Origin of the sequence: Ferranicluibacter rubi (assembly GCF_011603255.1) — a bacterium.
Lineage (GTDB): Bacteria > Pseudomonadota > Alphaproteobacteria > Rhizobiales > Rhizobiaceae > Ferranicluibacter > Ferranicluibacter rubi.
Genome location: NZ_JAANCM010000005.1, coordinates 293,874 through 318,056, shown reverse-complemented (window position 1 = coordinate 318,056; position 24,183 = coordinate 293,874). Strand labels below are relative to the sequence as shown.

Annotated in this window: 18 protein-coding genes; 8 read left to right on the top strand and 10 right to left on the bottom strand. The window is 64.2% G+C overall.

Features of this window, described 5'->3' with window-relative positions; genetic code table 11:
- Positions 1-140: 140 nt before the first annotated feature.
- The 3 genes from G8E10_RS12650 (at position 141) to G8E10_RS12640 (ending at position 1,236) form a co-directional block, all read left to right on the top strand.
- Positions 141-683, top strand: coding sequence for an SspB family protein (locus G8E10_RS12650; RefSeq protein ID WP_167129328.1), 543 nt, complete (start codon positions 141-143; stop codon positions 681-683).
- Positions 684-689: 6 nt separating this feature from the next.
- Positions 690-899 (top strand): DUF4169 family protein, encoded by a 210-nt coding sequence (locus G8E10_RS12645; protein ID WP_167129324.1) that lies wholly within the window; start codon positions 690-692, stop codon positions 897-899.
- 73 nt (positions 900-972) lie between these two features.
- Positions 973-1,236 carry a ribbon-helix-helix domain-containing protein gene (locus G8E10_RS12640; RefSeq protein ID WP_167129322.1) on the top strand — a complete coding sequence of 88 codons (264 nt, stop codon included), beginning with the start codon at positions 973-975 and terminating at the stop codon, positions 1,234-1,236.
- A 77-nt stretch (positions 1,237-1,313) separates the two neighbouring features.
- Here the strand turns inward: G8E10_RS12640 and G8E10_RS12635 are convergent, their stop codons facing one another.
- The 4 genes from G8E10_RS12635 to G8E10_RS12620 all read right to left on the bottom strand — a co-directional run bounded on the left by G8E10_RS12635 (position 1,314) and on the right by G8E10_RS12620 (position 11,309).
- On the bottom strand, positions 1,314-5,135 hold the full coding sequence (locus tag G8E10_RS12635; protein ID WP_167129319.1) for an AsmA family protein: 3,822 nt from the start codon (positions 5,133-5,135) through the stop codon (positions 1,314-1,316).
- 198 nt (positions 5,136-5,333) lie between these two features.
- Positions 5,334-6,743, bottom strand: coding sequence for an FAD-binding oxidoreductase (locus G8E10_RS12630; protein WP_167129315.1), 1,410 nt, complete (start codon positions 6,741-6,743; stop codon positions 5,334-5,336).
- Between the two features lie 187 nt (positions 6,744-6,930).
- Positions 6,931-10,086 (bottom strand): efflux RND transporter permease subunit, encoded by a 3,156-nt coding sequence (locus G8E10_RS12625; RefSeq protein WP_167129311.1) that lies wholly within the window; start codon positions 10,084-10,086, stop codon positions 6,931-6,933.
- Positions 10,083-11,309, bottom strand: coding sequence for an efflux RND transporter periplasmic adaptor subunit (locus G8E10_RS12620; protein WP_167129307.1), 1,227 nt, complete (start codon positions 11,307-11,309; stop codon positions 10,083-10,085). Before G8E10_RS12620 ends, G8E10_RS12625 begins: the two co-directional genes overlap by 4 nt.
- 232 nt (positions 11,310-11,541) lie before the next feature.
- Here G8E10_RS12620 and G8E10_RS12615 point away from each other — a divergent pair, with 232 nt between their 5' ends.
- Positions 11,542-14,100 carry an ATP-dependent helicase gene (locus G8E10_RS12615; RefSeq protein ID WP_167129305.1) on the top strand — a complete coding sequence of 853 codons (2,559 nt, stop codon included), beginning with the start codon at positions 11,542-11,544 and terminating at the stop codon, positions 14,098-14,100.
- Positions 14,101-14,104: 4 nt separating this feature from the next.
- On the opposite strand, the gene G8E10_RS12610 is transcribed toward G8E10_RS12615, so the two are convergent.
- The 3 genes from G8E10_RS12610 to G8E10_RS12600 all read right to left on the bottom strand — a co-directional run bounded on the left by G8E10_RS12610 (position 14,105) and on the right by G8E10_RS12600 (position 17,762).
- On the bottom strand, positions 14,105-14,779 hold the full coding sequence (locus tag G8E10_RS12610; protein ID WP_167129302.1) for a spermidine synthase: 675 nt from the start codon (positions 14,777-14,779) through the stop codon (positions 14,105-14,107).
- A gap of 227 nt (positions 14,780-15,006) precedes the next feature.
- Entirely contained in the window at positions 15,007-16,221 is a 1,215-nt protein-coding gene (locus G8E10_RS12605) for a DUF2778 domain-containing protein (protein WP_167129299.1), read from the bottom strand.
- Positions 16,222-16,493: 272 nt separating this feature from the next.
- Positions 16,494-17,762 (bottom strand): SfnB family sulfur acquisition oxidoreductase, encoded by a 1,269-nt coding sequence (locus tag G8E10_RS12600; protein WP_132710254.1) that lies wholly within the window; start codon positions 17,760-17,762, stop codon positions 16,494-16,496.
- Between the two features lie 234 nt (positions 17,763-17,996).
- Here G8E10_RS12600 and G8E10_RS12595 point away from each other — a divergent pair, with 234 nt between their 5' ends.
- A complete protein-coding gene (locus tag G8E10_RS12595) occupies positions 17,997-18,497 on the top strand; it encodes a CreA family protein (protein WP_167129295.1) in 501 nt (166 codons plus the stop codon).
- 27 nt (positions 18,498-18,524) lie between these two features.
- Here G8E10_RS12595 and pncA read toward each other — a convergent pair whose 3' ends face one another.
- The 3 genes from pncA to G8E10_RS12580 form a co-directional block, all read right to left on the bottom strand.
- On the bottom strand, positions 18,525-19,160 hold the full coding sequence (gene pncA / locus G8E10_RS12590) for a bifunctional nicotinamidase/pyrazinamidase (protein WP_167129291.1): 636 nt from the start codon (positions 19,158-19,160) through the stop codon (positions 18,525-18,527).
- A 115-nt stretch (positions 19,161-19,275) separates the two neighbouring features.
- On the bottom strand, positions 19,276-19,740 hold the full coding sequence (locus tag G8E10_RS12585; RefSeq protein ID WP_092934375.1) for a chemotaxis protein CheW: 465 nt from the start codon (positions 19,738-19,740) through the stop codon (positions 19,276-19,278).
- A 2-nt stretch (positions 19,741-19,742) separates the two neighbouring features.
- Positions 19,743-21,773, bottom strand: a complete 2,031-nt coding sequence (locus G8E10_RS12580) for a methyl-accepting chemotaxis protein (protein ID WP_167129289.1) — start codon at positions 21,771-21,773, stop codon at positions 19,743-19,745.
- A 211-nt stretch (positions 21,774-21,984) separates the two neighbouring features.
- On the opposite strand from G8E10_RS12580, the gene G8E10_RS12575 reads away from it, so the two are divergent.
- The 3 genes from G8E10_RS12575 to G8E10_RS12565 all read left to right on the top strand — a co-directional run bounded on the left by G8E10_RS12575 (position 21,985) and on the right by G8E10_RS12565 (position 23,814).
- A complete protein-coding gene (locus G8E10_RS12575; RefSeq protein ID WP_165929712.1) occupies positions 21,985-22,134 on the top strand; it encodes a hypothetical protein in 150 nt (49 codons plus the stop codon).
- 83 nt (positions 22,135-22,217) lie between these two features.
- The gene (locus G8E10_RS12570; protein ID WP_132447525.1) at positions 22,218-22,817 is read left to right on the top strand and encodes an SCO family protein; all 600 of its coding nucleotides are present in this window, start codon (positions 22,218-22,220) and stop codon (positions 22,815-22,817) included.
- A gap of 115 nt (positions 22,818-22,932) precedes the next feature.
- A complete protein-coding gene (locus G8E10_RS12565; RefSeq protein WP_167129286.1) occupies positions 22,933-23,814 on the top strand; it encodes a 50S ribosomal protein L11 methyltransferase in 882 nt (293 codons plus the stop codon).
- Positions 23,815-24,183: the final 369 nt, after the last annotated feature.

The window sequence follows — 24,183 nt, the reverse complement described above, 5'->3', positions numbered from 1 at the left end:
CATTTCAGAAGCTGCTGCCGCTGCGCCTTGAAATCGTCCATCAATAGTGCAAATGGTTTGGTGGACGACGCAGGGTCGATCGCCGCTTGCGCGGCAAATGATCCTGCGCACTGAAACAGCCAAGACACGACGGAGATCCGATGGGCCAGGACCACATCCGCTACGACATTCTCGCACAGGACGCGCTGCGTGGCGTCATCCGCAAGGTTCTGAGCGAAGTTGCAGCGACCGGTCACCTTCCGGGCGATCATCACTTCTTCATCACCTTCCTGACCGGTGCGCCGGGCGTGCGCATTTCCCAGCACCTGAAGTCGAAATATGCCGAGCAGATGACCATCGTCGTCCAGCATCAGTTCTGGGAGTTGAAGGTCACGGAATCGCTGTTCGAAATCGGCCTCTCCTTCTCCGATACACCGGAAAAGCTGGTGATCCCCTTCAACGCGATCCGCGGATTCTATGACCCCTCTGTGAATTTCGAACTGGAATTCGACGTCGCGGTTGCGGAAGACGAGGATGCGGAGACCGAATCCGCCGAGATCACCGCCTATCCCGGCGTCACCGTGGAGCGCCCCAACGTGTCTGTCGATGGCGATGGTGAGGCGGACGCCGAAGCACCGAAGGCCGAAGACGGCAAGGCCGGCGCTTCCGTTGTCTCCCTCGATGCATTCCGCAAGAAGAACTGACCCGTCATGACCGGCGACGTCGTCAATCTGCGCCAGTTCCGCAAGCAGAAGACCCGCGCCAGGGACGAAAAGTCTGCGGAACAGAACCGCATAGACTTTGGCCGGACCAAGTCCGAGAAAACGCTGACGCGGGCGCTGAACGAAACGTCGGAGCGTCGGCTGGACCAGGGCCGGCGCGAACCGCCGGCTGAGACCGACCGGCGGGATACGGATTGAAAAGCGCCGAACCTGTGCACCCGGCGCGAATGACGTGCGGGACGCCTCCCGTTCGCGAGCGGTCGTCACAGGCATGCTGAAGAAGCGCTCCACCACCCTCCACGGCCACCGCACGAGCTTTTCGCTGGAAGACGTCTTCTGGCAAGAGTTGAAAGCCATCGCGGTCGCCCGCACCATTCCCCTCGCCCGCCTCATCGCCGAGATCGACGATGCCCGACCGGCAGACAGCAACCTGTCCTCCGCCTTGCGCGTGCACGTGCTCGCCTGGGTCAAGTCGCAGGGTGCAAACTTGCCTATGCCAGAGCCTCTGTCCGCGGATGAGGCAGAGCACGCCTGAGATCGGGCGTTCGGACCACCTTCGAAACGTCGATTGAGCGTCACACGCTACGCTCCGGGAGCGCTCAACGCATCGACCTACTGCGGCCTGACACCGGGCAGCGTCTGGAAATTCAACCTGTCGGGTAGCGTGCCCGGCGGCGCCAGCGTACCGCCACGCTCCACCTGTTCGCCGGGATCGACCGGCATCAGGCGCCTCTGGCGGTCTTCTTCCGCTGCGCGCGCTGCATCGCGCGCCTCTGCGGCGGCCTTCTTCTCTGCGGCCATACGTTCCGCCTGTGCAGCCCACTGGTCGGCGATGGCTTTTGCTTCAGCCGCAGCCTTGGCCGCTGCCGCCGCGCGGGCCTCCGCTTCGGCTTTCTGCCGTGCCGCCTGCTCGAGCGCAAGCGCACGACGCCGCTGTTCTTCGGCCGCACGCACGCGGTCCGCCTCGCGCTCCTCGGCCCGCGCTCTGTAGAGCGCTACCTCCCGGCGCAGGCGCTGCTTCTCCAGAACGTTGGCCTGCAGGATTTCTACACGCCGCCGCTCGCGCTCGAAGGCGCGAAGCGACAGAAAGCTCGCGAGTTCGCCGGTTTGCAACTGGAAGCCCGGCGCTTCCAGCGCGCCTGTGTAGGAAAGTTCCACCTGCGGCTCGGCGCCGGCAACCGTCTGGTCGCCGACATCGAAAACGACCTGCAAGGCTGCGTCCAGCGTCTGCTCGGGCAGCGACACCTCGGCATTACCGGTCACCGTCGCGCCATCGACTTTGGAGGTGACGTTCTGCGCCCGCAACGTTCCCCCGGCGATGCTGAACGGCACCTTGACCGCGCCGAGTGCTGCGTCGCCGGAAAGGATGGCCGGACGGGCGATGGGCTCCACGGCGGCCTGCGTGATCTCGCCTTCGAGCTTATCGGCCCCGGCAAGGATCGCCGGCAGCGCGCCGACATTCAGCCCCCGCACCGTGAGATCGGACAGATTGACGGCACCGGACCCGCTCGCCGACTCCGCCATGGCCTTCGCCGTCTTGCCCGAGGCTTCGAGCGCCAGCGACAGATCGAACCGGCCATTGGCGACCGAGGCCCCGGATGTCTTCCACGCTGCGGCGGAAAGATCGCCGCCGGCAAGATCGAGCCGTGCCTGAAGAAATCCGGAACCGTTGCCGTTGCCGAGCAACATCCGGCCCGACATCTTCCCGCCCAGCCATTCGCCGGCGGCATCCGTGATTTCCAGCTGGTCGCCCTTCCAGACGGCCTTGCCGATCATGTTGGAGATGGTGCCGTAGACGCCGGGCCAGACCTGCTTGGCGGTGAGATCGAGCGCGACGTCGTATCCATTCCAGGCAACAGGCGCGACCGGAGATGTCGCGAGCGTCCCCTCAAGCGGATCCTGCACCGGCCCGAGCAAGCCTTCGGCCGCCCAGGCGAAATCGAGCGTATCCAAAGCCAACTGACCAGTGGCCTTGCCGGGAACGGTGCGGTCGAAGGCGATCTGGCCGGTGAAGCCATTCCGGTCGGCCTTGCCTTCCACGCCGGAAAGCGTCACCGCCTCCGGCGTCACGGTCACGTCGCTCTTCAGGCTCAGCGGCAGGCCCGTTCCCGTCTGCGGCAGGGCAATGCCCTGCACCAGCAGGAAGGGCTCGAAATCCTGGCTTTCCAGCGTCATCTTGGTCTGGCCGCTGAGGAACCGATCCCGCGACAGGTCGATCTCACCGCTGGCGTTCAGCGCCGTCTTTTCGGTCGTAAAACTCAGCGTGCCGTTAGCCCTGTCGCCCTCCGTGCTCTGCAGCTTGATGGAGAGGAGCCCATTGGCGTCCGTGTCGAACGGCAGCGGATCAAAGCCCGCCTGTCCGAGCAGCACGAGGCTCGACGGGTTCTCGAGCGTCGCCTCGAGGAAGATGCCCTGCCCCGCGAGCGCCTGCGCGATCGTCGGCGCCTGATAGTTCGCAGCGACGCGGCTGCCACCGGCCGTGCCGACGATGCCGAAGGTCACCGGCGCGTCGCCCTCGCGGCTACCGGCCGTCAGCGTCACGTCCAGCGCCGCATCATTGTAGTAGCCGCCGCTGCGGGCAAGCCGCGCGAGGATGGGATGGGCTGACGCGTGCCGCTCGACCATCTGGAAGAAGGAGGTCATGTCCGGCGCGGCGATCTTCATCTTGGCCGAGACGATCGGTGCAGCCAGCGTGCCACCCATCCGCCCGGAGGCCGCCAGCTGGGCGCCAGCAATGCTGCCGATGGAAGCACGCTCGGCCTGAACCTGTCCGTTCTTGAGCGTCGCCACCAGCTGCACGTCCCGCGCTTCCTCACCGAAGGCCAGCAGCGTGTCGGCGGAGATATCGGCGGCGATCGTGTGCGACAGCAGCGTTTCGTAGGAGGCATCGCCCGCGACAAGTCCGGTGAGCGCCTGCAAGGCTTCGAGATCGATCCGGTTGCCCTTCAGTTGCAGGGAGAGCGTCGGGGGCACACCGTTCAACGCCTGCCGCTCCACGCGCCCGTTCAGCGTCGCCGGCCCCACCGCCACTTCCAGGCGCTCGAACTGCTGCAGTGTGTCCGTCAGGTTGACGGTCGCGGAGAATCCGGCCGTGCGAAGCCGGCGGATCGCGGGATCGACTGAGCCGGCGAGCCAGGAGGCGAGCCCCGACGGCTGGTTGGACGCCACCAGAAGGTCGCCCCGGAAGGCGCGCTGGCCGGACAGATTGAGCCGGCCCTTGGCTTCGAGCTGTGTCCGGCCGGGGAACTGCGCCACCGCATTGTCGATCATCCAACCCGCACCATCCGGGCGAAGATCGAGCCGCACATCGCGCACGGTGGTGTCGCCGATGACGATGGCGGGAAGCTTGAGGCTTGCGCGGCCCGGCACCTGCGGAATGGGGATATTGGCGATGATCTCCATCATGGCGGAAAGCCGCTGGCGGATGGAGATCGCGGGATCACGCCCGGTCTTGCCGGCAGCACCCGGCTTGCCGCCGATGCGGCTGACGTCGATCTGCTGTCCATCGGCCAGAAGCAGGAATTCCGGCGTCTTGCCGGTGTCGAGCGTCGCCTCGCCGGTCACGAGATAGGGATCGTCGCGCGGGCCGACCTCGACGCGGTAGTCCGGCACACGGATCCGATCATTGGTCAGTTCGAACTGTCCGTTGATTCTGAGCGCCGCCGCATCGTCCTCGCGCTTCGGGGCATCGGCGGGCCGGTTCTCCGTCATGGTGAACTTGCCCTGATAGACCGGGCGGAATTCGACGATCTTGAGCTCGCCATCGAGATCGACGCCGAACGGCCGCTTGTCGGGCGTCAGCCGCGCCCGCAACGGCAGCCCGCCGCCTTCCAGCGGCTCGCTGCTGGAGAAGGAGAAGCTACCGGCCTCGCCATCGAGTGCTGCCCGGCCTTCGACCTTCCAGGGACCCGCAAGGGTGCGCGCGGAAAGATCGGCGTTCAACCCCGACACTTCGCGCGTCCGCCCGGTTTGCTCGTCGATGAACTCGATTTCGCCATCGGTAATTTCGACGTTCTCAAGCACGACGGTCTTTGCGGGAATGGCAGCGCGGCGGCCCCGCGCCCAGTCGAGCGTACCATCCGGCAGAAGCCGCATCTTCGCCTTCGGCTTGTCCAGCCGCATGTCGAAAATCAGTGCCTCACCGGACAGGAACGGCGCAAGCTCGGCATCCATGGAGAAATGCTCGACCTGCACCAGAGGCGCGCCAGCCTCGGTTTCGCCGATGCGGACGTCGTTGAGCGTCACGGAGGGAAAGGGGATCAGCCGCGCATCGACACTGCCGTGCACGACAACCGGCTGCCCGATGATCCGCCCGGCTTCACGCTCGAAGTCCTTGCGGAAATCCGTCCAGTCGATGAACAGCGGCGCGATCAGCGCAGCAAACAGCGCGAGCACAAACAAACCGCCGACGATGACGAAAATACGCGAAAGCACCGAGCCTTACGTCCTGTCCGATCCTGCACGCAGCCCACAACGGGCTGGTGTATCCTCTTGGCCTTTGCCGCCCTGCACCTCGTGTCGTCAACGACGCCAGGATGCCGGCCGGCACACATCAAATATCTGCCGTCACTCCCTTGCGGGCGAGGCACCGCGCTGGCGATGCAGTAGCATGGCACGGCGGCAAATTCTCGTTCATCCCATAAAAATCTTGCCCGGATTGAAGATTCCCACCGGGTCGATCGCGCGCTTGACCTGACGCATCAGATCGAGCGCATCGCCAAGCTCCGCCTCCAGGAACGGCATCTTCCCCTGCCCGATGCCGTGCTCTCCCGTGCAGGTCCCGTCCATCGCCAGCGCCCTGGCATTCAACCGCTCCACGAACGCTTCCGCCCGATCGACATAGGCCGGATCCTTGTCGTCGAACAGGAGGCCGACATGAAAGTTTCCGTCGCCGGCATGGCCGACGATGGGCGCGATCAGGTCGTTTTCGCGAATGTCCTCCCGTGTCGCCTCGACGCAGTCCGCGAACCGCGAGATCGGCACGCAAACGTCGGTCGAGAGCATAGCGAAGTCCGGCCGCAACGCCTTCTGCGCCCAGTAGGCGTCGTGCCGCGCCTTCCATAGCACGGCCCGCTCATCGGCATTCGAGGTCCAGCTGAAATCGCCGCCGCCGAACGTCTCGACGATCTCCGCGAATGCCGCCGATTGCATCGCCACGCTGTCCGCGCTGCCATGGAATTCCACGAAGAGCGTCGGCATCTCCGGCAGATGCAGCCCGGAATAGGCGTTGCTGGCCTTCACCTGCGTCTCTTCCAGAAGCTCGATCCGCGCAACGGGAATACCGGACTGAATGGTGAGGATGACGGCGTTGCAGGCAGCACCGATATCTGGAAAAGAGCAAACGCCGCCCGCGATCGTCTCGGGAATACCATGCAGCCGAAGAGTGACCGAGGTCAGGACGCCGAGCGTGCCTTCCGCACCGACAAACAGCCGCGTGAGGTCGTAACCCGCCGAAGATTTGCGTGCCCGGTGCGCGGTCCGGATCTCGCGCCCGTCGGCGATGACGGCGGTGACTGCAAGAACGTTCTCCCGCATGGTGCCGTAGCGCACGGCATTGGTGCCAGAAGCACGCGTCGATGCCATGCCGCCGATCGATGCATTAGCGCCGGGGTCGATCGGGAAGAACAGGCCGGTCGCGCGCAATTCCCTGTTGAGTTCTTCCCGCGTGATGCCCGGCTCGACCGTGCAGTCGAGATCGCTTTCGTTGACGGAGAGAACGCGGTTCATCCGGCTCATGTCGACGCTGATGCCGCCATGCGGTGCGTTGACATGGCCTTCGAGCGACGAGCCCGTTCCGAACGGGATCAGCGGAACGCGGTTTTCCCCGGCGATCCCGACGATCGCCTGAACCTCGGCACTGTTTTGTGGAAACACCACCGCGTCCGGCAGTTGCGCAGGGATATAGGTGGTCGTGTGGGCATGCTGCGCGCGGATCGCCTCACCCGTCTGCAAGCGTTCGCCGAACTGCGCCTTCAGCGCCGTTATTGCCGCAACGATCCCCGCTTCGTTACGAACGCCCGACCTGATCGCCTTGAGAGCCATCGACCGCATCCTCCACCGCCGGCCCTTTACCTGCGGTCCTGCTGAAATATCAATGCCCTACTGTAGAATCCGGAATCACTTTGTCCAGCACCTCCTTCATCGCGCGAGCGTTACCGCACATTTTCGGAACGCATGGGACGCAAGCGCCACAGCTGCGCCGGTTCGAGACATCGGGAAGCGCGCCGGCCTATTCTGCCGCGCGCAGCCTCTCTTCCGGCTCGACCTCGTGCACGCCGTAGGCCGCGGCAAGCTCGCGCTGCAATCGACGCTCCTCGTCCACCTGCGGCTTGGAAAAGCGGGCGATGGCGAGATAGGCGACCGGCGTCAGATACAGCGTGACCACGGTCGCAAGGCCGAGGCCGCCGACGAGAACCCAGCCGAGCGCAATACGGGCTTCGGCTCCTGCGCCGCTGGCGAGCACGAGCGGCACGGCACCGACGATGGTCGCGATCATCGTCATCATCACCGGACGAAGCCGGATGTTGGAAGCATTCTCGATCGCCTCGCGCAGACCCTGCCCGCGGTCGCGAAGCTGGTTGGCGAACTCGACGATCAGGATGCCGTTCTTCGCCATGATGCCGACCAAAAGCACGAGCCCGATCTGGCTGTAGATATTCAACGAGTTGCCCGTGAGGACCATCGCGAACACGGCGCAGGCGAGCCCGAGCGGTACCGTGGACATGATGACGAGGCCGCTGATCAGGCTTTCGAACTGGGCCGCCAGCACGAGGAAGATGATGATGATGGCAAAGCCGAAGGTGACGAACAGCGCGCCGGAGTTCTCGTTGAGCGTCGCGGCTTCCGCCAGCGGCACCACGCGGGAGCCGGCCGGCAGCAACGGCTTGGCAACCTGCTCGGCATAGGCCAGAGCCTCGCCAAGGCCCGTGCCGGGCGCTAGGCCCGCCGAAAGCGACACGGCGCGCAACTGCGATTCGCGCGACAGCTGCGGCGCGACGGCCTGCTCCTTCACGGTGGCGATGGACGACATCGGCACGATCTTGCCGTCCCCGGTCTTCAGAAACAGGTTTTCGAGGTCGGTCGGGTCGTTGACGGGATTGGTGGTCGAGAGCAGCTTGACCGGATAGGCCTCACCTTCGACATAGACGTCGATGACGCTGTTGCCGTCGAGCATGGCCTGCAGCGCCGCCGACAGGCCGTTGATGTCGATGCCGAGATCGGACGCGCGCTCCCGGTCGATGGTCACGGACAGCTGCGCCTGGTTCGCCTCGTAGTTCAGACGCACGTTTTCGAAGCGACCGCTATCCTCCATCTGCCGCACCAGCTTGGCGGCGGCATCACCGAGCGCCTTGTAGTCGTTACCGACCAGCGCGAGCTGCAAACCGTTGCCGGCGCCGCGAATGCCGAGGCTGTTCGGCTGCACCGGGAAGACCCGGATCGAGGGGATCTCAGCCGACAGGCGCGAGATTTCGCGCGAGATCTGCTGCTGCGTCCGCTCGCGATCGCCCCATGACGAGAGCGACAGGACCATGAAGCCATTGTTGACCGAACCGCCCTGCCCCGAGATGGAATAGACATTGGCGATCTCGCCGGCCTTTACCATCGGCTGCAGCGCATCCTCCACCCGGCGCATCTGCGCCTGCGTGTAATCGAGCGAGACGCCCTGCGGCGCCTGCATGCGCAGCAGGATGCGCGCCCGGTCCTCCGTCGGCGTCAGCTCGGATGGCAGTGTCGTAAACGCGATGCCGCCGGCGATGACGACCATCACGGAGGCGAGACCCACGACGAGTGGCGAATCGAGACACGCCTTGAGCGAGCGCCTGTACCCGCGGGCAAACATGCCGCCGATGCGGCCAAGGAACCCGCTATGGCCATGGCCGTCAGGCTGCGCCTTCAGCATGCGCGAGGCGAGCATGGGACAGAAGGTCAGCGCCACGAAGGCGGAGAGAATGATGGCGAAGGCGAGAACGAAGCCGAACTCGCGGAAGAGACCACCCGTCTGCCCCGGCAGAAAAGACAGCGGAATGAAGACGGCCGCCAGCGTCGCCGTGGTCGCGATGACCGCGAAGAACACTTCGAGCGTGCCGAGAACGGCCGCCGCACGCGGTCCCATTCCCTCGCTTCGCCGTCGCACGATGTTCTCCAGCACGACGATCGCGTCATCCACCACGAGGCCGGTGGCCAGCACGATCGCAAGCAGGGTCAGGATGTTGATCGAGAAGCCGGCCATGTAGATCGCAGCGCAGGTGCCGATCAGCGCGATCGGCATGGTCAGCACCGGTATCAGCGTCGCCCGCCAGTCGAGCAGGAACATATAAATCACCACCGTCACGATAATGACCGAGGCGACGAGCGCGATCTCGACCTCGTGGATGGCGCCCTGGATGAAGACCGCATCGTCGCTGGTAATGGTGAGCTCCGTGCCCGGTGGTAGGATCTTGCCGATCTCGGCGACCGTGGTCTTCACGCCGTTCGAAATGTCGAGCGTATTGGACTGCGCCTGCCGGATGATGCCGAGGCCAATGCCCTGCTTGCCGCCGGAGCGGAGCGACGAGGTGCCGATATCGGGTCCCATCGTCACGGTCGCGACGTCGCCGAGCCGCACGTTCGGCCCGAGGATAACCTTCTCGAACTGTTCCGGTGTCTGCAGGTCCGCCGTCGCACGGACGGAGAGGTCCTGATTGGCGCTGGTCAGCGATCCCGCGGGAACGTCGAGCGAGGCGCTGGCCAGCGCCGTGCGCAGGTCGGCCACCGTCAGGCCGCGGGCGGCAAGCTTGCCCTGGTTGACGTCGATGCGGAAGATCTTCTCCTGCTCGCCGTTCAGCTGGACGTCGGCCACGCCCTCCACGGAGGCGAGCCGGTCGGTCACCTCGTTTTCGGCCAGCAGCGTCAGGTCTTCCATCGACAGCGTGTCGGAGGTGAGCGCGAGGCGCAGGATCGGCTGGCTGTCGGCATCCGCCTTCACGATCTGCGGTGCATCGGCGCCATCGGGAAGATCGTTCGTCACCCGGCCGAGCGCGTCGCGCACATCGTTGGACGCCTGCCCGATATCGGTTGTGTCTGAAAACTGGAGCGTCACGCGGCTCTGGGCATATTGCGAGGTGGACGAGATATCCTTGATGCCCTGCACGCGCGAGACGGCGCCTTCGATCACAGAGGTCAGTTCCCGGTCGACCGTCTCGGGTGCCGCCCCTTCGAAACGCGTATTGACGGACACGACCGGCTGATCGACCTCCGGCAATTCGCGGATCTCGACGCCGTTCAGCGCCGCAAGGCCTGCGACGATGATCAGCGTATTGACCACCAGCGCAAGGATCGGTCGGCGGATGAAGAGGGCGGTAAATCCCGCAGAGCCACCCGCCCCTGTCTTGTGGGGGCCGCTCATCGCGCGGCCTCCGTGCCCGTCGCCGCGGGTTGCGCGCTCGAAACCTTTTGCTCGCCCGCATCACCTACAGCGCCCGCCGGCGCATTGGCGACCTTGACCTCGCCGCCGTCCCTCAGCCGCTGCACGCCCTCGGTCGCCACCATGTCGCCCTTCTTGAGCTTGGCATCCACCAGCACCTTGTCGGAGTTGCGCTGGATGATCGTCACCGGCACGCGCTCCGCCTTACTGTCCACCACGCGCCAGACATAGGAGCCGTCGGCGCTCCACTGCACCGCGAGCGGATTGACGGTGGGATAGCTGTCGCCGGGGAAGCGGACGTTGACCGAAAAGGACATGCCGGCCCGCAGGCTGTCGTCCGGATTGTCGAGGCGCGCTCGCACGCGCAGCGTTCGGCTGGCCTGGTCGATCCGGTTGTCGATGGCGTGGATGGCGCCGGTCAGCTGGCGCGTCACCTGCGCCACGGCAACCGCCGAGACCTCCTGACCGACCTTGATATTGTTGGCGAACCGTTCGGGAACCCAGAAATCGACGAGGATCTGCGACCGGTCGTCCACCACGGCAATCGGCGTCGAGGTGGTGACATAATCGCCGGGATTGACGGTGATGATGCCGACGATGCCCTTGGACGGAGCGACGATGTCGCGCCGCGTCAGATCGAGTTCCGCGGTCTTTAGCGCCAGCTCGGCGGCCTGCTCGGCGAACTCGGCTTCCCGCAGCGTGGCGATCGAAACCGCATTGCCGAGGCGGCGGTTGCGCTCCACCTTGTCGCGGGCGGCGTCCAGCAGCACCTTGGCCTGCGCGACGGCGAGCACCTGCTCGTCGCTGTCGAGCTTGGCGATCACCTGCCCCTGCTCGATCCGCTCGCCGGATTTGACCAGCACTTCCGTGAGATTGCCGGTGGAAAGCGGCGTGACGGTCACGGAGAGGATGGCCTCGCCGTTGCCGATGGCGTTCAGCCGATCATTGACGAGCGCGGTTCCCGCAGCCTCGGTCACGACGAGCGGCGTCTGGTTGCCGGCCGCTGCCCGCTGGGTCCCGCTCTGTCCGCCTCGCGCCTGCCCCTTATCGCCGGATGCAGCCGACGGCGCGACCAGTGCCACGACGCTGCCGGGCACACCGGCGGACACGAGCATCGGCCCGGCGGACGGCACGAAGCGCACCCAGGCGGCGAGGCCGACGAGGAGAATGACGAGGCTGACGGCCAGCTGTTTCCAGATCTGCATGCAGGTCTCCGACGTGGGCATTCCCGACAGGGACGGTTCAGATGAGCGGAATGCGACGGTTTGTCCCAAAGTACCGGGCAGTCCGCATGTCACGCAATCCCGCAAGCTCATCATTACGCAATTGTAATGATGATGGATTTCCCCAGTTCAGGAGATCGCCGCACCTCTGCCCGGGGAATAAAAGAAGAACGCAATTCTGGCCTTTCGGACCCGAATCACTACATTGAACCGCATGAGCAACGGTTTCGACGACATCCCCTTCTTCGACGAAGAGCCTGCACGCGCGCCCGCGAGAGGCGAGCGCCGAGGCGCTGACCCGGCAGATGTGCCCGTTGGTGCACGCGATGGGCATCCCGGGCAGGATCAAGGCAACGCCCCGGCACAGGGGCCTTCGGGTCTTGCAGCCCGCGCAATGGCTGCCCGCGACCGCGATCGCGCGCCGGATTATCTGTCGGGCCTCAACCCGGAGCAGCGGCTCGCCGTGGAAACGCTGGATGGCCCCGTGCTCGTGCTTGCCGGTGCCGGCACCGGCAAGACGCGCGTCCTCACCACGCGCATCGCGCATATCATGGCGACCGGCCGCGCCTATCCAAGCCAGATCCTCGCCGTCACCTTCACCAACAAGGCGGCGCGCGAGATGAAGGAGCGCATCGGCGTTCTGGTCGGCGGCGCGGTCGAGGGCATGCCCTGGCTCGGCACGTTTCACTCCATCGGCGTCAAACTGTTGCGGCGCCATGCGGAGCTTGCCGGCATCCGCTCAGACTTCACCATTCTCGACACGGACGACGTCACCCGCCTGATCAAGCAGATCCTGCAGGCCGAATCCATCGACGACAAGCGATGGCCGGCCAAGCAGTTCGCCCAGCTGATCGACGGTTGGAAGAACAAGGGCCTGACGCCCGCCGACATCCCGGAAGGCGACGCGCGCGCGTTCGGCAATGGCAAGGGCCGCGACCTCTACGCCGCCTATCAGGCGCGCCTGCGCACGCTCAACGCCTGCGACTTCGGCGACCTGCTGCTGCACCCCATCGCCATATTCCGCAAGCATCCCGACCTGCTACGCGAATATCACGGCCGCTTTCGCTATATTCTCGTGGACGAGTATCAGGATACCAATACCGCTCAATACATGTGGCTAAGGCTCCTGGCCCAGCGACCGAGCCCCGCGAAGGGGGAGCCGCGCACGGCGGACAATACCGTTAATATTTGCTGCGTCGGCGACGACGACCAGTCAATCTATGGCTGGCGCGGTGCGGAGGTGGACAACATCCTCCGCTTCGACAAGGACTTCCCGGGCGCGGTTGTCATCAAGCTGGAGCGGAACTACCGCTCGACCGCCCATATCCTTGCCACTGCCGGCCATCTGATCGCACACAATGAAGGTCGTCTCGGCAAGACGCTCTTCACCGATCGGCACGACCCCGAGGACCAGAAGGTCCAGGTTCACGCGGCCTGGGATTCGGAAGAAGAAGCGCGCGCCGTCGGCGAGGAAATCGAGCAACTCCAGCGCGACAAGCACAAGCTGAACGACATGGCGATCCTCGTGCGCGCCTCCTTCCAGATGCGCGAGTTCGAAGACCGCTTCGTCACGCTCGGCCTCAACTACCGCGTCATCGGCGGCCCGCGCTTCTACGAGCGCATGGAGATCCGCGATGCGATGGCCTATTTCCGGCTCGTTTGCCAGGATGCAGACGATCTCGCCTTCGAGCGCATCGTCAACACACCGAAGCGTGGCCTCGGCGATACCACCATCCGCCTGCTGCACGACTATGCCCGCGCCCGCGATATCCCGATGCTCGCGGCAGCCGCCGATATCATCGAGACCGACGAGGTGAAGGCCAAGGCCCGCAAGTCGCTGTTCGACGTCGTCACCATGGTGCGCCGCTGGCAGGGGCTGCTGGAAAACACGCCGCATACCGAGCTTGCCGAAATCATCCTCGAGGAATCCGGCTACACCGACATGTGGAAGGTCGACAAGACGGCGGAAGCGCCGGGTCGGCTCGAGAACCTGAAGGAACTCGTGCGCTCTATGGAAGCGTTCGAGAGCATGCGCGGCTTCCTCGAACACGTGTCGCTGGTCATGGATGCCGAGCAGAACGAGAACCTCGACGCCGTCAACATCATGACGCTGCACTCCGCCAAAGGGCTGGAATTCGAAACGGTTTTTCTGCCCGGCTGGGAGGAAGGCTTGTTTCCGCACCAGCGCTCGCTCGACGAAGGCGGCCGCTCGGGGCTGGAGGAAGAACGGCGCCTCGCCTATGTCGGCCTCACCCGCGCCAAGCGCCGCTGCCACCTTTGGTTCGTTTCCAACCGCCGCATCCACGGCCTCTGGCAATCGACCATCCCCTCGCGTTTCATCGAGGAGCTTCCGGTCGATCACGTCGAAGTGGCGGAGATGGAGCAGTCCTATGGCGGCTACGGGCGTGGCGGTTATGGCCAATCCCGCTTCGACAAGCAGGAGCCGTTCCAGAACACCTATGCGACACCGGGGTGGAAGCGCGCGCAGGCCAACAAGACCGATGCGACCCGCGACAACTGGGGCAACCGCTCCGGCGTCGCCATCGATCGCATCGGCTATGGCGAAAGCGGCCCCAAGGCCCGCACCATCGAGGGCGAACTGACCGTCCGCTCGACGGTAGAAACCCCGTCGAAATTCGGCGTCGGCGACCGCGTGTTCCATATCAAGTTCGGCAACGGCAATATCGCGGGTATAGAGGGCAACAAACTCACCATCGATTTCGACCGTGCCGGCCAGAAACGCGTTCTGGACGGTTTCGTCGAGAAGGTCTGAGATCCTAGCGCTTGACCGCTAGCCAGATCACATGACGTGCCCCGCCGCGCTTGCCGTTGGCACGCGTGGAGACCGCCTCGGCCTCAAACCCTGAATCTTTCAGCCGGCGCGTGAAACGCGGATCCGGCCCGGAGGACCAGACGGCCAGCACGCCACCCGGTCGAAGCGCCGATTGCGCCGCCCGCAGGCCCTGATGGTCGTAGAGGCTGTCGTTGGAGGCACGGGTCAGCCCATCGGGACCATTGTCGACATCGAGCAGGATCGCATCATAGGCCGAACGCGCGGCCGCGATGCACGCACCGACATCACCTTCGTAGATCGTCACCCTGGGATCGTCGAGACAGCCCTTGAACACGCTCGCCATCGGCCCCCGCGCCCATCGCACAACGGCGGGCACCAGTTCGGCCACGACAACCTCGGCATCTCCAGGCAGGATCGCAAGCGCGGCGCGCAGCGTGAACCCCATGCCGAGCCCGCCGATGAGGAAGGCCGGACGCGGACGATCGCCGATCTTCTCGCGCGCAAGCGACGCCAGCGCCTCTTCCGAGCCGCTGAGCCGGCTGTTCATCAACTCGTTACTGCCGAGCATGATCGAAAATTCCTGGCCCCGGCTCTTCAGCCGCAACTGCCCGCCACCGCCGGGAACATCGGCCGTGTCGATCTCGATCCAAGGAAGCATCGCTTAAGTCCCGCAGAAACGCCTGCCTGAAAGGCTCCGGCGTGGTGGTTGTGAAGAAACAAGGCCCTCTCTGGCTTGCCAGCCATCTCCCCCACAAGGGGGGAGAAGACTTGTGGCCACCGCCCCACTCCCATCAGCAAGGTAGCGGGGCGTTGCTCCGAGTCTTCTCCCCTTGTGGGGGAGATGGCCGGCAGGCCAGAGAGGGTTTTCCTTTCTTTACACCAACCTCACCCGTTGCGCGAGAAGAGCGAAGCGAGCGTCTTTGCAGGCTTGGAGAAGCCGCCCTTCATGCTCCTGACGATGACCATCTGGGTCACCTCGCCGCGCTTGAAGGCCTTGAGGAAGCGGGGATAGTCGGCAAAGGCGACGCAGCCATGGCTGTCGCCGCGATTGCGCAGAAGATAGCTGTGCGCCAGAAGACCGACGCGGCCATGCGGGGCGACCCCGTCGATCGGCGTCAGGCGAACAGCTTCCACGCCATGAAACAACGATTCTCGCATCGTCACCTTGTAGGTGCCGGGCGGCGTCGGGCCCTTCATCGGAATGTGCACGGCATCGGGATTATCGCGCAGCTTGCCGATCCCGGAATGCGCTTCCAGCCTCTCGCCGTTCGGCATATGCACGACGCCGGCCGAAATGTCGTAATAGGCGACGCCCTTGCGGTTGCCGAACAGCGGCTTACGCGGCGCCATGGACGGCTCGTCGTCATCCATGTCGATCGCCGCGTTCGGCTTGGCATAGGCCAGCTGCACCGGCGGCTTGCGAGGGCGCTCACTCGCGGTCGGCGCGTCGTCCGCCTCGATCGCAATCCCCGGACGGGATAGCGGGAGCGGTCCGAGATCCGGCAGATGCTCCGTCGTCTCGTCGTCATTGAGAACGAGGCTGAAGGGCTTGGGCAGCGATCCGGTCGGCCGGGCATCCGGCTCCAGCATCGCATTCTCGCGCAAGGGAACGGCGACATCCGCGCGCGCGTCGAGCGAGGCAACCTGAACAGGGGCTGCCGTCGCGGCAGGTGTTGCCGGCTTGGGCGGCAGGGCGGCGAGAACGATGCGGTGAACGGTGCTGGCGGATGCCATCTGCGGCTGCGTCTTGGCTGCGGCAACAGCCACGACCGGCGTCTTTACGAGACGCGAGAATTTCGCCACATGCACCGTCCGCTCGCCCACCGGGCCGCGGGGAATGGCGTTGAGTCCAAGCGAGGTCTGGAATGTCGGGCGCCCGCCGGTCGCGAGATCGCCGGCAACGCCATGCATGGTGAGGATGGTGGCCATGAGCCAGCCGACGCCGGCAAGGCCGACGCCTGCGGCAAGAACGGCAGGAAAGAGACGCGAGCGCTGCGTTTTGGCAGGGCCGGCTTTATGCGGCGAAGGGGACTGCTGGCGGAGGGGGCGCGTCTGCGAACGCGTATCGATCTGTCGAACATTCTCAATCGCTAGCGCCATGGAACTCTTTACCCAAATTGGTTACGCAATCCGAAAACAGCACTACGCACTGTCGTCGAAGCCGGCCGTTTGGGTCGCCTGGCGCTGAAGTTGCGCGCTCCCTAGAACACTGCGGCTAGGCGAAAGAATGGCGAAACATGGTAACCATTTCCTTTACGAGCATCCCGAAATCTGAGGATTGTCAAAAATGAAGAAGCCGCGGGGCATGCCCGCGGCTTCGCGAAAGACGGAAAACGGACGCCACACGGCACCACCGCGCAGCGCTCGTTGCTTCAGCTCCAGGGGTGACGCGGCGGATTGAGACCGTTCAGATAAAAATTGCCGACATGGAAGAACTTCCAGCGCACCGGGTCGTGCAGCGTGTGCGCACGGGCGTTGCGCCAATGACGGTCGAGATCGTATTTTGCGAGCGTCGATCGCGTCCCCGACAGTTCGAAGAGCTTGTTCGTCGCGAGAATGGCGATCTCCGTCGTCAGAACTTTCGCCTCCGCGGTTTTCACCGTCGCATCGGCAATCACCTCTTCTGTCGGGTTCTCATACCCCGCATCGATCGCATCGCCGGCGATCGCCAGCAGGGCTTCGGCGGCGTGCAGCCTGATCTTGAGGTCGCCGATAGCGGCAATCGTGAAGGGATCTTCGCCGGCCGTTTCCTTACCGCTGTCCACCCAGGGCCGACTATGCGTCTTGACGAAGGCAATCGTTGCATCGATGGCCCCTCGTGCGATTCCGGCGTCGATGGCCGCCTGAATGATCTGCGAAACGGGGCCGGCGATCGTCGGACGATCGAAAGCGGCAATCGGCAGGAGACGATGTTTCGGAACGCGGACATTCTCGATCTTGACGGAACCCGAGGCCGTCGTTCGCTGACCGAAGCTCGACCAGTTGTTCGTGACCGTAATGCCGGGTGCGTCCCGGTCGGCGAAGACGAGGACCCCCTGGTCGTTCTCATCGACGGCCACGATGGGGATGATGTGCGACAGCAATGCACCCGTCGTGTAAAATTTCTCGCCGTTGACGACCACATCGTCGCCGTCGCGGACGACCCGTGTCTCGAAAGCTGCGACGGTTTTGCTGTTCAGTTCGGAGAAGGCGTTGCCGAAGCGCAGGCCGGACAGAACCCAGGCGAAGAATTCTTTCTTCTGCTCGTCCGTGCCGTCGAGATCGATATGACCGGTGATCGCGAGGTGATTTTGCGTGATCTGTGCGATGGATGGGTCGGCGGCGGCGAGAATGGCGATGACACGCGCCAGCGTCCGGTAGGAAACGCCCGCTCCGCCATAGGCCTTGGGCACATTGATCCCCCAGAGGCCGCTTTGCGAATAGGCGTCGATCTCTGCGATCGGCAGCAGGCCCTCCCGGTCGCGCAGAGCGGCGCCGACCGCAAACTGCGCAGCGAGCTGGTGAGCGACAGCAAGAGCCTCTTCGTCGCTGGCAATGACGTGCGCGGCCTGTGTCGGCCGCCCGCGCGGCGGGACAGGATCGCTGGAATTCACGCGCGGGTGCTGCGTGTAGTCGATAGACTGCGGTTCGATCACTCCCATAGGGGCGCTCCTTGTTGAAACAACGACAGAGTGCGGAGTAATCTATCTTTTAGATAGAAATTATATATTAATATTGTCCTATGCGTGAGAAATCCCTACCCGACCGCCAATCTCCCAAATTGTCGTCGAAAGACGACATACGCATGTCGTGGGAACAGCATATTCATCGCCGACGGCTTGCATTGCATTCCCGGACGCTTATTTCGGCTGTGAACCCGTTCCGGAGATCTGCCGATGCCCTTGCCCAAAATCCGCCTCGCCGCCGCTGTCGCCCTGCTGAGCTTCGCCGCCCTTTCGGCGCCGGCCACGGCTGAAACCGTGGGCGAGGTCGGCGTGGACTGGACCGGTAACGATATCATCGTGGACGCCGTCAGCGATCCGAAGATCGAGGGCATCACCTGCCACGTGACTTATTTCGACCGCGGCGTCATCGATCGCCTGCGCAAGGGCAACTGGTTCGAAGACCCCTCCAACAACTCCATCGCCTGCCGCCAGACCGGCCCCGTCGTCATAGACGACATCGACCTCTCGAAGGACGGCGAAGAGGTGTTCCGCTCGGGCCTCTCGCTGATCTGGAAGTCGCTGCAGGTCACCCGCATCTACGATCGGAAGAACAACACGCTGATCTATCTCGCGCATTCCCGCCAGGTCGTCGAAGGTTCGGCGAAGATGTCGATCTCGACCGTTCCCCTCTTCAACCAGCAGGTCACGTGGAAGAAGGGCGCACCACAATAAGGCGCTGCCCCTTCAGCGGAAGCCGCGTCAGACCCGCGTTTCGCTCAGAGCCGTATCCGAGGTGACCACGGCAATGCCCGCCTGCGTCATCTCTTTGATCGCGCTGCGAACACCCTCTGGATCGATCCCCCGACTGGCATCCTCGATGAACCGGATCTGTGCCTCCGGCAGCATGGCACGCGCATCGAGCGCGGTAAATTTCACGCAGTAATCCGTCGCCAGTCCGCAGACATCGAGCCGCGTCACGCCGCGTGCGAGAAGAAGGTCGGAGAGTCCCGTCAGCGCCGTCTGATCGTTGTCGCGAAAGGCGGAGTAACTGTCGACGTTGCGGTCGAGGCCCTTGCGCTGGATCGTGTCGATTCGGGTTTGGTCGAGATCCGGCCGGAGGGCCGCGTCCTCGCTGCCCTCGACGCAATGGTCCGGCCACAGCATCTGCGGTTGGCCGTTCAGCGTTCCCATGGTGAAGGGTGCAGCGCCGTCATGCTGCGAGGCGAAACTGCCGTGGTCGGCCGGATGCCAGTCCTGCGAAGCGACGATGAGATCATAACCGCCCTCGGCCATCAGCCGGTTGGCAACAGGCACGACGGCATCCCCACCGGGCACGGCAAGATGGCCGCCGGGGCAGAAGCCGTTCTGGATATCGACAAGCAAAAGGCATTTCATCGGCCGGGCGTCTCCCAAGACATGAGCTATTGAGAAGAAGCATAGACCGGCCCTGCATGCCGGGCTAGCCCGGCATGCGATGTCAGAACGGGAGACCTTCGACCAAGCAGGCCGATCAGGCCGCCTGAGCGAGCTCGTCGGCGATGACGGTGTCGAGGTTGAGGAAGCAGACCATGGTCTTTTCCAGCGCCACGATACCGCGGCAGAAGGCGCGCTGGGCTTCCGGAATGATCTCCGGTGCCGACTGCAGGTCCTCGCTGCGGATCGTCATCATGTCGGAAACCTGTTCGACCAGAAGGCCGACCAGCTTGCCGGCGATGTCGGTCACGATGATGGCCGAGCGTTCCGACGGTTCCGTCATGTTCATCCCGAGGCGGCAGGCCATGTCGATCACGGGGATGACGGCGCCGCGCAGGTTGATGAGGCCGAGCACGTAAGGCGGCGTGTGCGGCATCGGCGTGACCGGCGCCCAGCCGCGGATTTCGCGGATCGCCATGATGTCGATGCAGAATTCCTGGTTGCCGAGATGGAAGGACACGATTTCCATCGAGCTTCCCGACTGTTTGGAGGTGATGTTCATGATCAGAATTCTTCCCATTGATCGTTGGAGCTGGAGGTCGACGGCGTTGCGAACGCGCCGGAAAGCTTGCCCATGAGCGCCTTGGCGGGCGACGGCGCCGGGCGCGAATGGGCGGCAGCCGGCTTTATGGTCGCGGGACGGATGGCGATGGGGCTCTTGGCGGAGGACGAAGTCTTCGCCGCCGCAGGGCGATAGCCTGACGACGACGCCGATGCGTAGGACGCCGCGGCGCCACCGATGGCGAACTGGGCGATCAGGCTGGAAAGGCTCTCGGCATCCTGCGCCAGCGTATGGCTGGCAGCATTGGTCTCCTCGACCATGGCCGCATTCTGCTGCGTCATCTGGTCGAGCTGGCCGATGGCGATGTTGATCTCGGTCAGCCCCGTCGATTGCTCCCGGGCGGCAACCACGATGGTGCGCATGTGCTCGTTGATCTGGTCGACGTCCGTACCGATGCGGCCAAGCGCTTCACCGGTTTCCTGCACCAGCCGCACACCGGTGCCGACTTCGGTCGAGGACCTGTTGACGAGGCCCTTGATGTCCTTGGCGGCACCGGCCGCTCTCTGCGCCAGTTCGCGGACTTCCTGTGCGACGACGGCAAAGCCCTTGCCCGCCTCCCCGGCGCGCGCGGCTTCGACGCCGGCATTCAGCGCAAGAAGATTGGTCTGGAAGGCAATTTCGTCGATGACGTTGATGATCTTGCCGATCTCGGCAGAGGCATCTTCGATGCGCGCCATGGCGGCAACGGCCTCGCCGACGATCCTGCCGGACTCCTCGGCATTGGCATGCGTGCGGCTGACCATCTGGCTCGCCTCTTCCGCCTTGTCCGTCGCGGTGCGAACGGTAACGGTGATCTGGTCGAGCGCGGCAGAGGTTTGCTCGAGGGAGGCCGCCTGCTTTTCGGTGCGTTTGGCAAGATCGTCCGCCGCAGACCGCATCTGGCGTCCATTGGCCGTGATCGAGGCGCTGTTGTCGCGCATACCGGAGAGAACGTTGCGGAGCTTCTCGACCGCCTGGTTGAAATCGAGACGAAGTGATTCGAGATCGGCGCGGAACGGCGTGTCGATGGCGACCGTCAACTGGCCGTCCGCCAACTTGTTCAGCGCCTGACCGAGCGCGCTCACGGCGACCTGAACCTGGCGGGCATCTTCGGTGGCTGCAACTTCGCGCTGGCGGCGATCGGTATCGTTATGGCTGCGGCTGTCGGCAGCATCGCGCTCCAGCCGCTGCTTGTCGATGGCGTCGGTGCGGAAGCGATCGACGCAGCGCGCCATGTCGCCGATCTCATCGCTGCGCTCCACCGCGCCGACCGGCGTCGCATAATCGCCGCCATGAATGCGCTGCATGCTGTCGCGAACGCCGAGGATACCGCGGCGCAGGATATTACCTTGAATTGTCAGAAGCCCGAGAACGACCACCATCGCACCGAGGCCGCAGACGAACTGCCAGACGAAGGCCGAGCGCGAAATCGCGCCCGCTTCTTCGACACGCATCTGTGTCATTGCCATGCCGGCTTCCGCAAGGCTCGCAAAACGTTCCGTGAGCTGCGACCCTGCCGTATCGATCCGGTCGTCGATGGCATCGAACGCGGTCTGGTCGGCGCCGGCTTCGACAAGCGCCTTCAGGTCCGTCTGGATGGACTGGTTTAACTGCGATATCATCTCGGGAACCCCGGCACCCAGGTCGGGCTTGCCGACGGCGACGGCGAGACCCGCAACGTCACCGCTCGCGCTCTTGAGATCCGCCACAGCCGTATCGATTTCCTTCATGCGATCCGGCGCGATGACCTTGTCGCCCTTGTCGACGATCGTGTCCATGGCCGCGAGCACGAGGTCGAGGCTGGTAACCCGCAGCTCGATAGCCCTGTTCTCGACGGACTTCGCGACGCTTGCTTCGGCGAGAACACGCTCGACCTGCTGTTGCTCGTACCATCCCGTGGCGAGAATCGCGCTGATTCCGACGAAGGTAACGACGCCCAGCGTGGCAAGCCTCTGGCTGACGGTCAGGGATCTTTGGCGGGTCTCATGATGCATGATCGAGGTCCGGGATGGCGCAAATCGTGTCGCGCACAGATGGAGGAGCAGCGTTCACAGATGGCGATGGCGGGAACGGCCGACCTCATGTCGACGCGCGGCAAGACCTGCACGGAAAAGAAGCATAACAGCGATGCGTTAAAGATCCGGTAAAGATAACAAACCTTCCCTCCGGCATCTGACGCAGACAAAAACAAACTATAAGCACCCCGTGATGGATCGCATCTCGCCCGGCAACGCCACCCGGCTCGCCCTTGCCGCCGCAGGCCTTCCGCTGGCGGGTTGGGCCGGCATGCTCGGCTGTGTGACATTTGGTCCGGATATGGCGCTTGCCGCCGGCAGCCTGTCGCTCTGCGTCTGAAATCGATTCCGATGGAAGGAATTATGCAGTAAGCCTTGGCTGTGACATTAAGCGCAGCGGCATGGACGTGAAACGGGCCTGACATGAAACTCTTTCGAATCGTCCTCTGGATTGCCGTTCTGGTCACCGCCTCGGCGTTGGGGTTCCTCACCTACAAGATGACGGAAACCAAGGAGGCCGCCGTGGGCGGGCCGTTCGGGGTTCCCTTCACGCTGGTGTCGCAGAACGGCCAGCCGATCACCGAGAAGGCCCTGACCGGCAGACCCTCGGCCGTCTTCTTCGGCTTCACCCATTGCCCGGAGGTCTGCCCGACAACATTGTTCGAGATGAACGGCTGGCTTGCCAAGGTCGATCCCGACAACACGAAGCTCAACGCCTTCTTCGTCACCGTCGATCCCGAACGCGATACGCCGGAGATTCTCGGGCAATACGTCTCCAACGTCTCCGCCCGCGTCACCGGCATTTCCGGCCCGCCGGACAAGGTCATGGAGATGGTCAAGGGCTTCCGGGTCTACGCCAAGAAGGTCCCGCTCGATGCGGAAAAGCCCGATGGGGAATACACGATGGACCATTCGGCCTCCGTCTTCCTGCTGGACGCCGAAGGTCGTTTCCGCGGTACCATCGCCTATGGCGAGAACACCGACACGGCCGTCCAGAAGCTCGAAAACCTGACCAAGAGCTAAGCGTCTTTCCCCCTGCGGGCATAGGCTTTGACCGCAAGAGCCATTTTGGCCGTGCAATGCCGTGTGGTCGTGGTAAAGCGCTCATCCGAAGCTCAAAAGACCTGAAGGACCGCCCGTGGCTGATTTGCGCCTCTATCTCACCACCACCGAAAAAGGTGCCGACAGCGTTCTCGCTCTGATGACGGACGTCTTCGAGGACGAAGGCTATGCCATCGCCACGATGGAGATCGACGAGAAGCGCGACATCTGGGAGGCTTCCGTCTATCTCGACTTTGCCGAGGAGCACGAGATCCAGGCGCGCTTCGCGGAGATCGTGGATGGCTGGAAGCCCGGCACCGAGATCCTGCGCGAGGAAATTCCGGATATCGACTGGATCGCGAAGTCGCTGGAGGGCCTGAGCCCCGTCGCCGCCGGCCGGTTCCTCGTCCACGGCTCGCATGACCGGGACAAGGTCCGCTCAGGACAGATCGCCATCGAGATCGACGCCGGCGAAGCGTTCGGCACGGGCCACCACGGCACCACGGCCGGCTGCCTGGAGATGATCGAAAGCGTCGTGCGCTCGCGCACCGTCACCAATGCGTTGGATCTGGGAACCGGCAGCGGCGTTCTCGCGATCGGCCTTCGCAAGATCAAGACCGTGCCGGTGCTGGCCACCGACATCGATCCGATCGCCACTCGCGTCGCCCGCGAAAACGTTCGCCGCAATGGCATCGCCAACGGCATCGCGGCCGTCACCGCCACCGGCTTCCAGTCGCCGGCTTTTTCCGAACACGGACCCTTCGACCTGATCATCGCCAACATCCTCGCCCGCCCGCTGATGCGCATGGCGCCGGACCTCGCCCGCCACCTCGTGCCTGGCGGCTCCGTCATCCTCTCGGGCATCCTGGCGGAACAGCGCTGGAAGGTCCTGTCCGCCTACAACGCCCAGAAGCTGCGCCATGTGCGCACGCTGTGGCGCAACGGCTGGGTCACCATCCATCTCGACAGCCGCGCCTGAAGCGCGGGTAACGGCATAGGGCATAACGAAAAAAGCCGTCCGATGCGGGAGCATGGGACGGCCTTTTCGTAAACGAAGGCGATGCCGAAGCATCGCCCGTGACCGGCAAGCCGGCCAATGTCCGCGAGCCAAAGGAGGAGGATCGCTCAAGCGGACTCTGCGTGATCCCAAAAACGGCGCCCGGAGGGAGGAGGAGAAGGCAACCGATCGAACGGATCACTCAGAAGATTGCCTTGCGGCATCTGCGGCAACGGGGTGTTCGCGGCCCGTCCGTTGGCGGTGCTTTTAACGCATTGCCCGATGGTAGCTAGGGGCTGGCGCGAATAGGTGCCATGCGCAATCTGCATAAGTATGATGAATGCGTCTCGG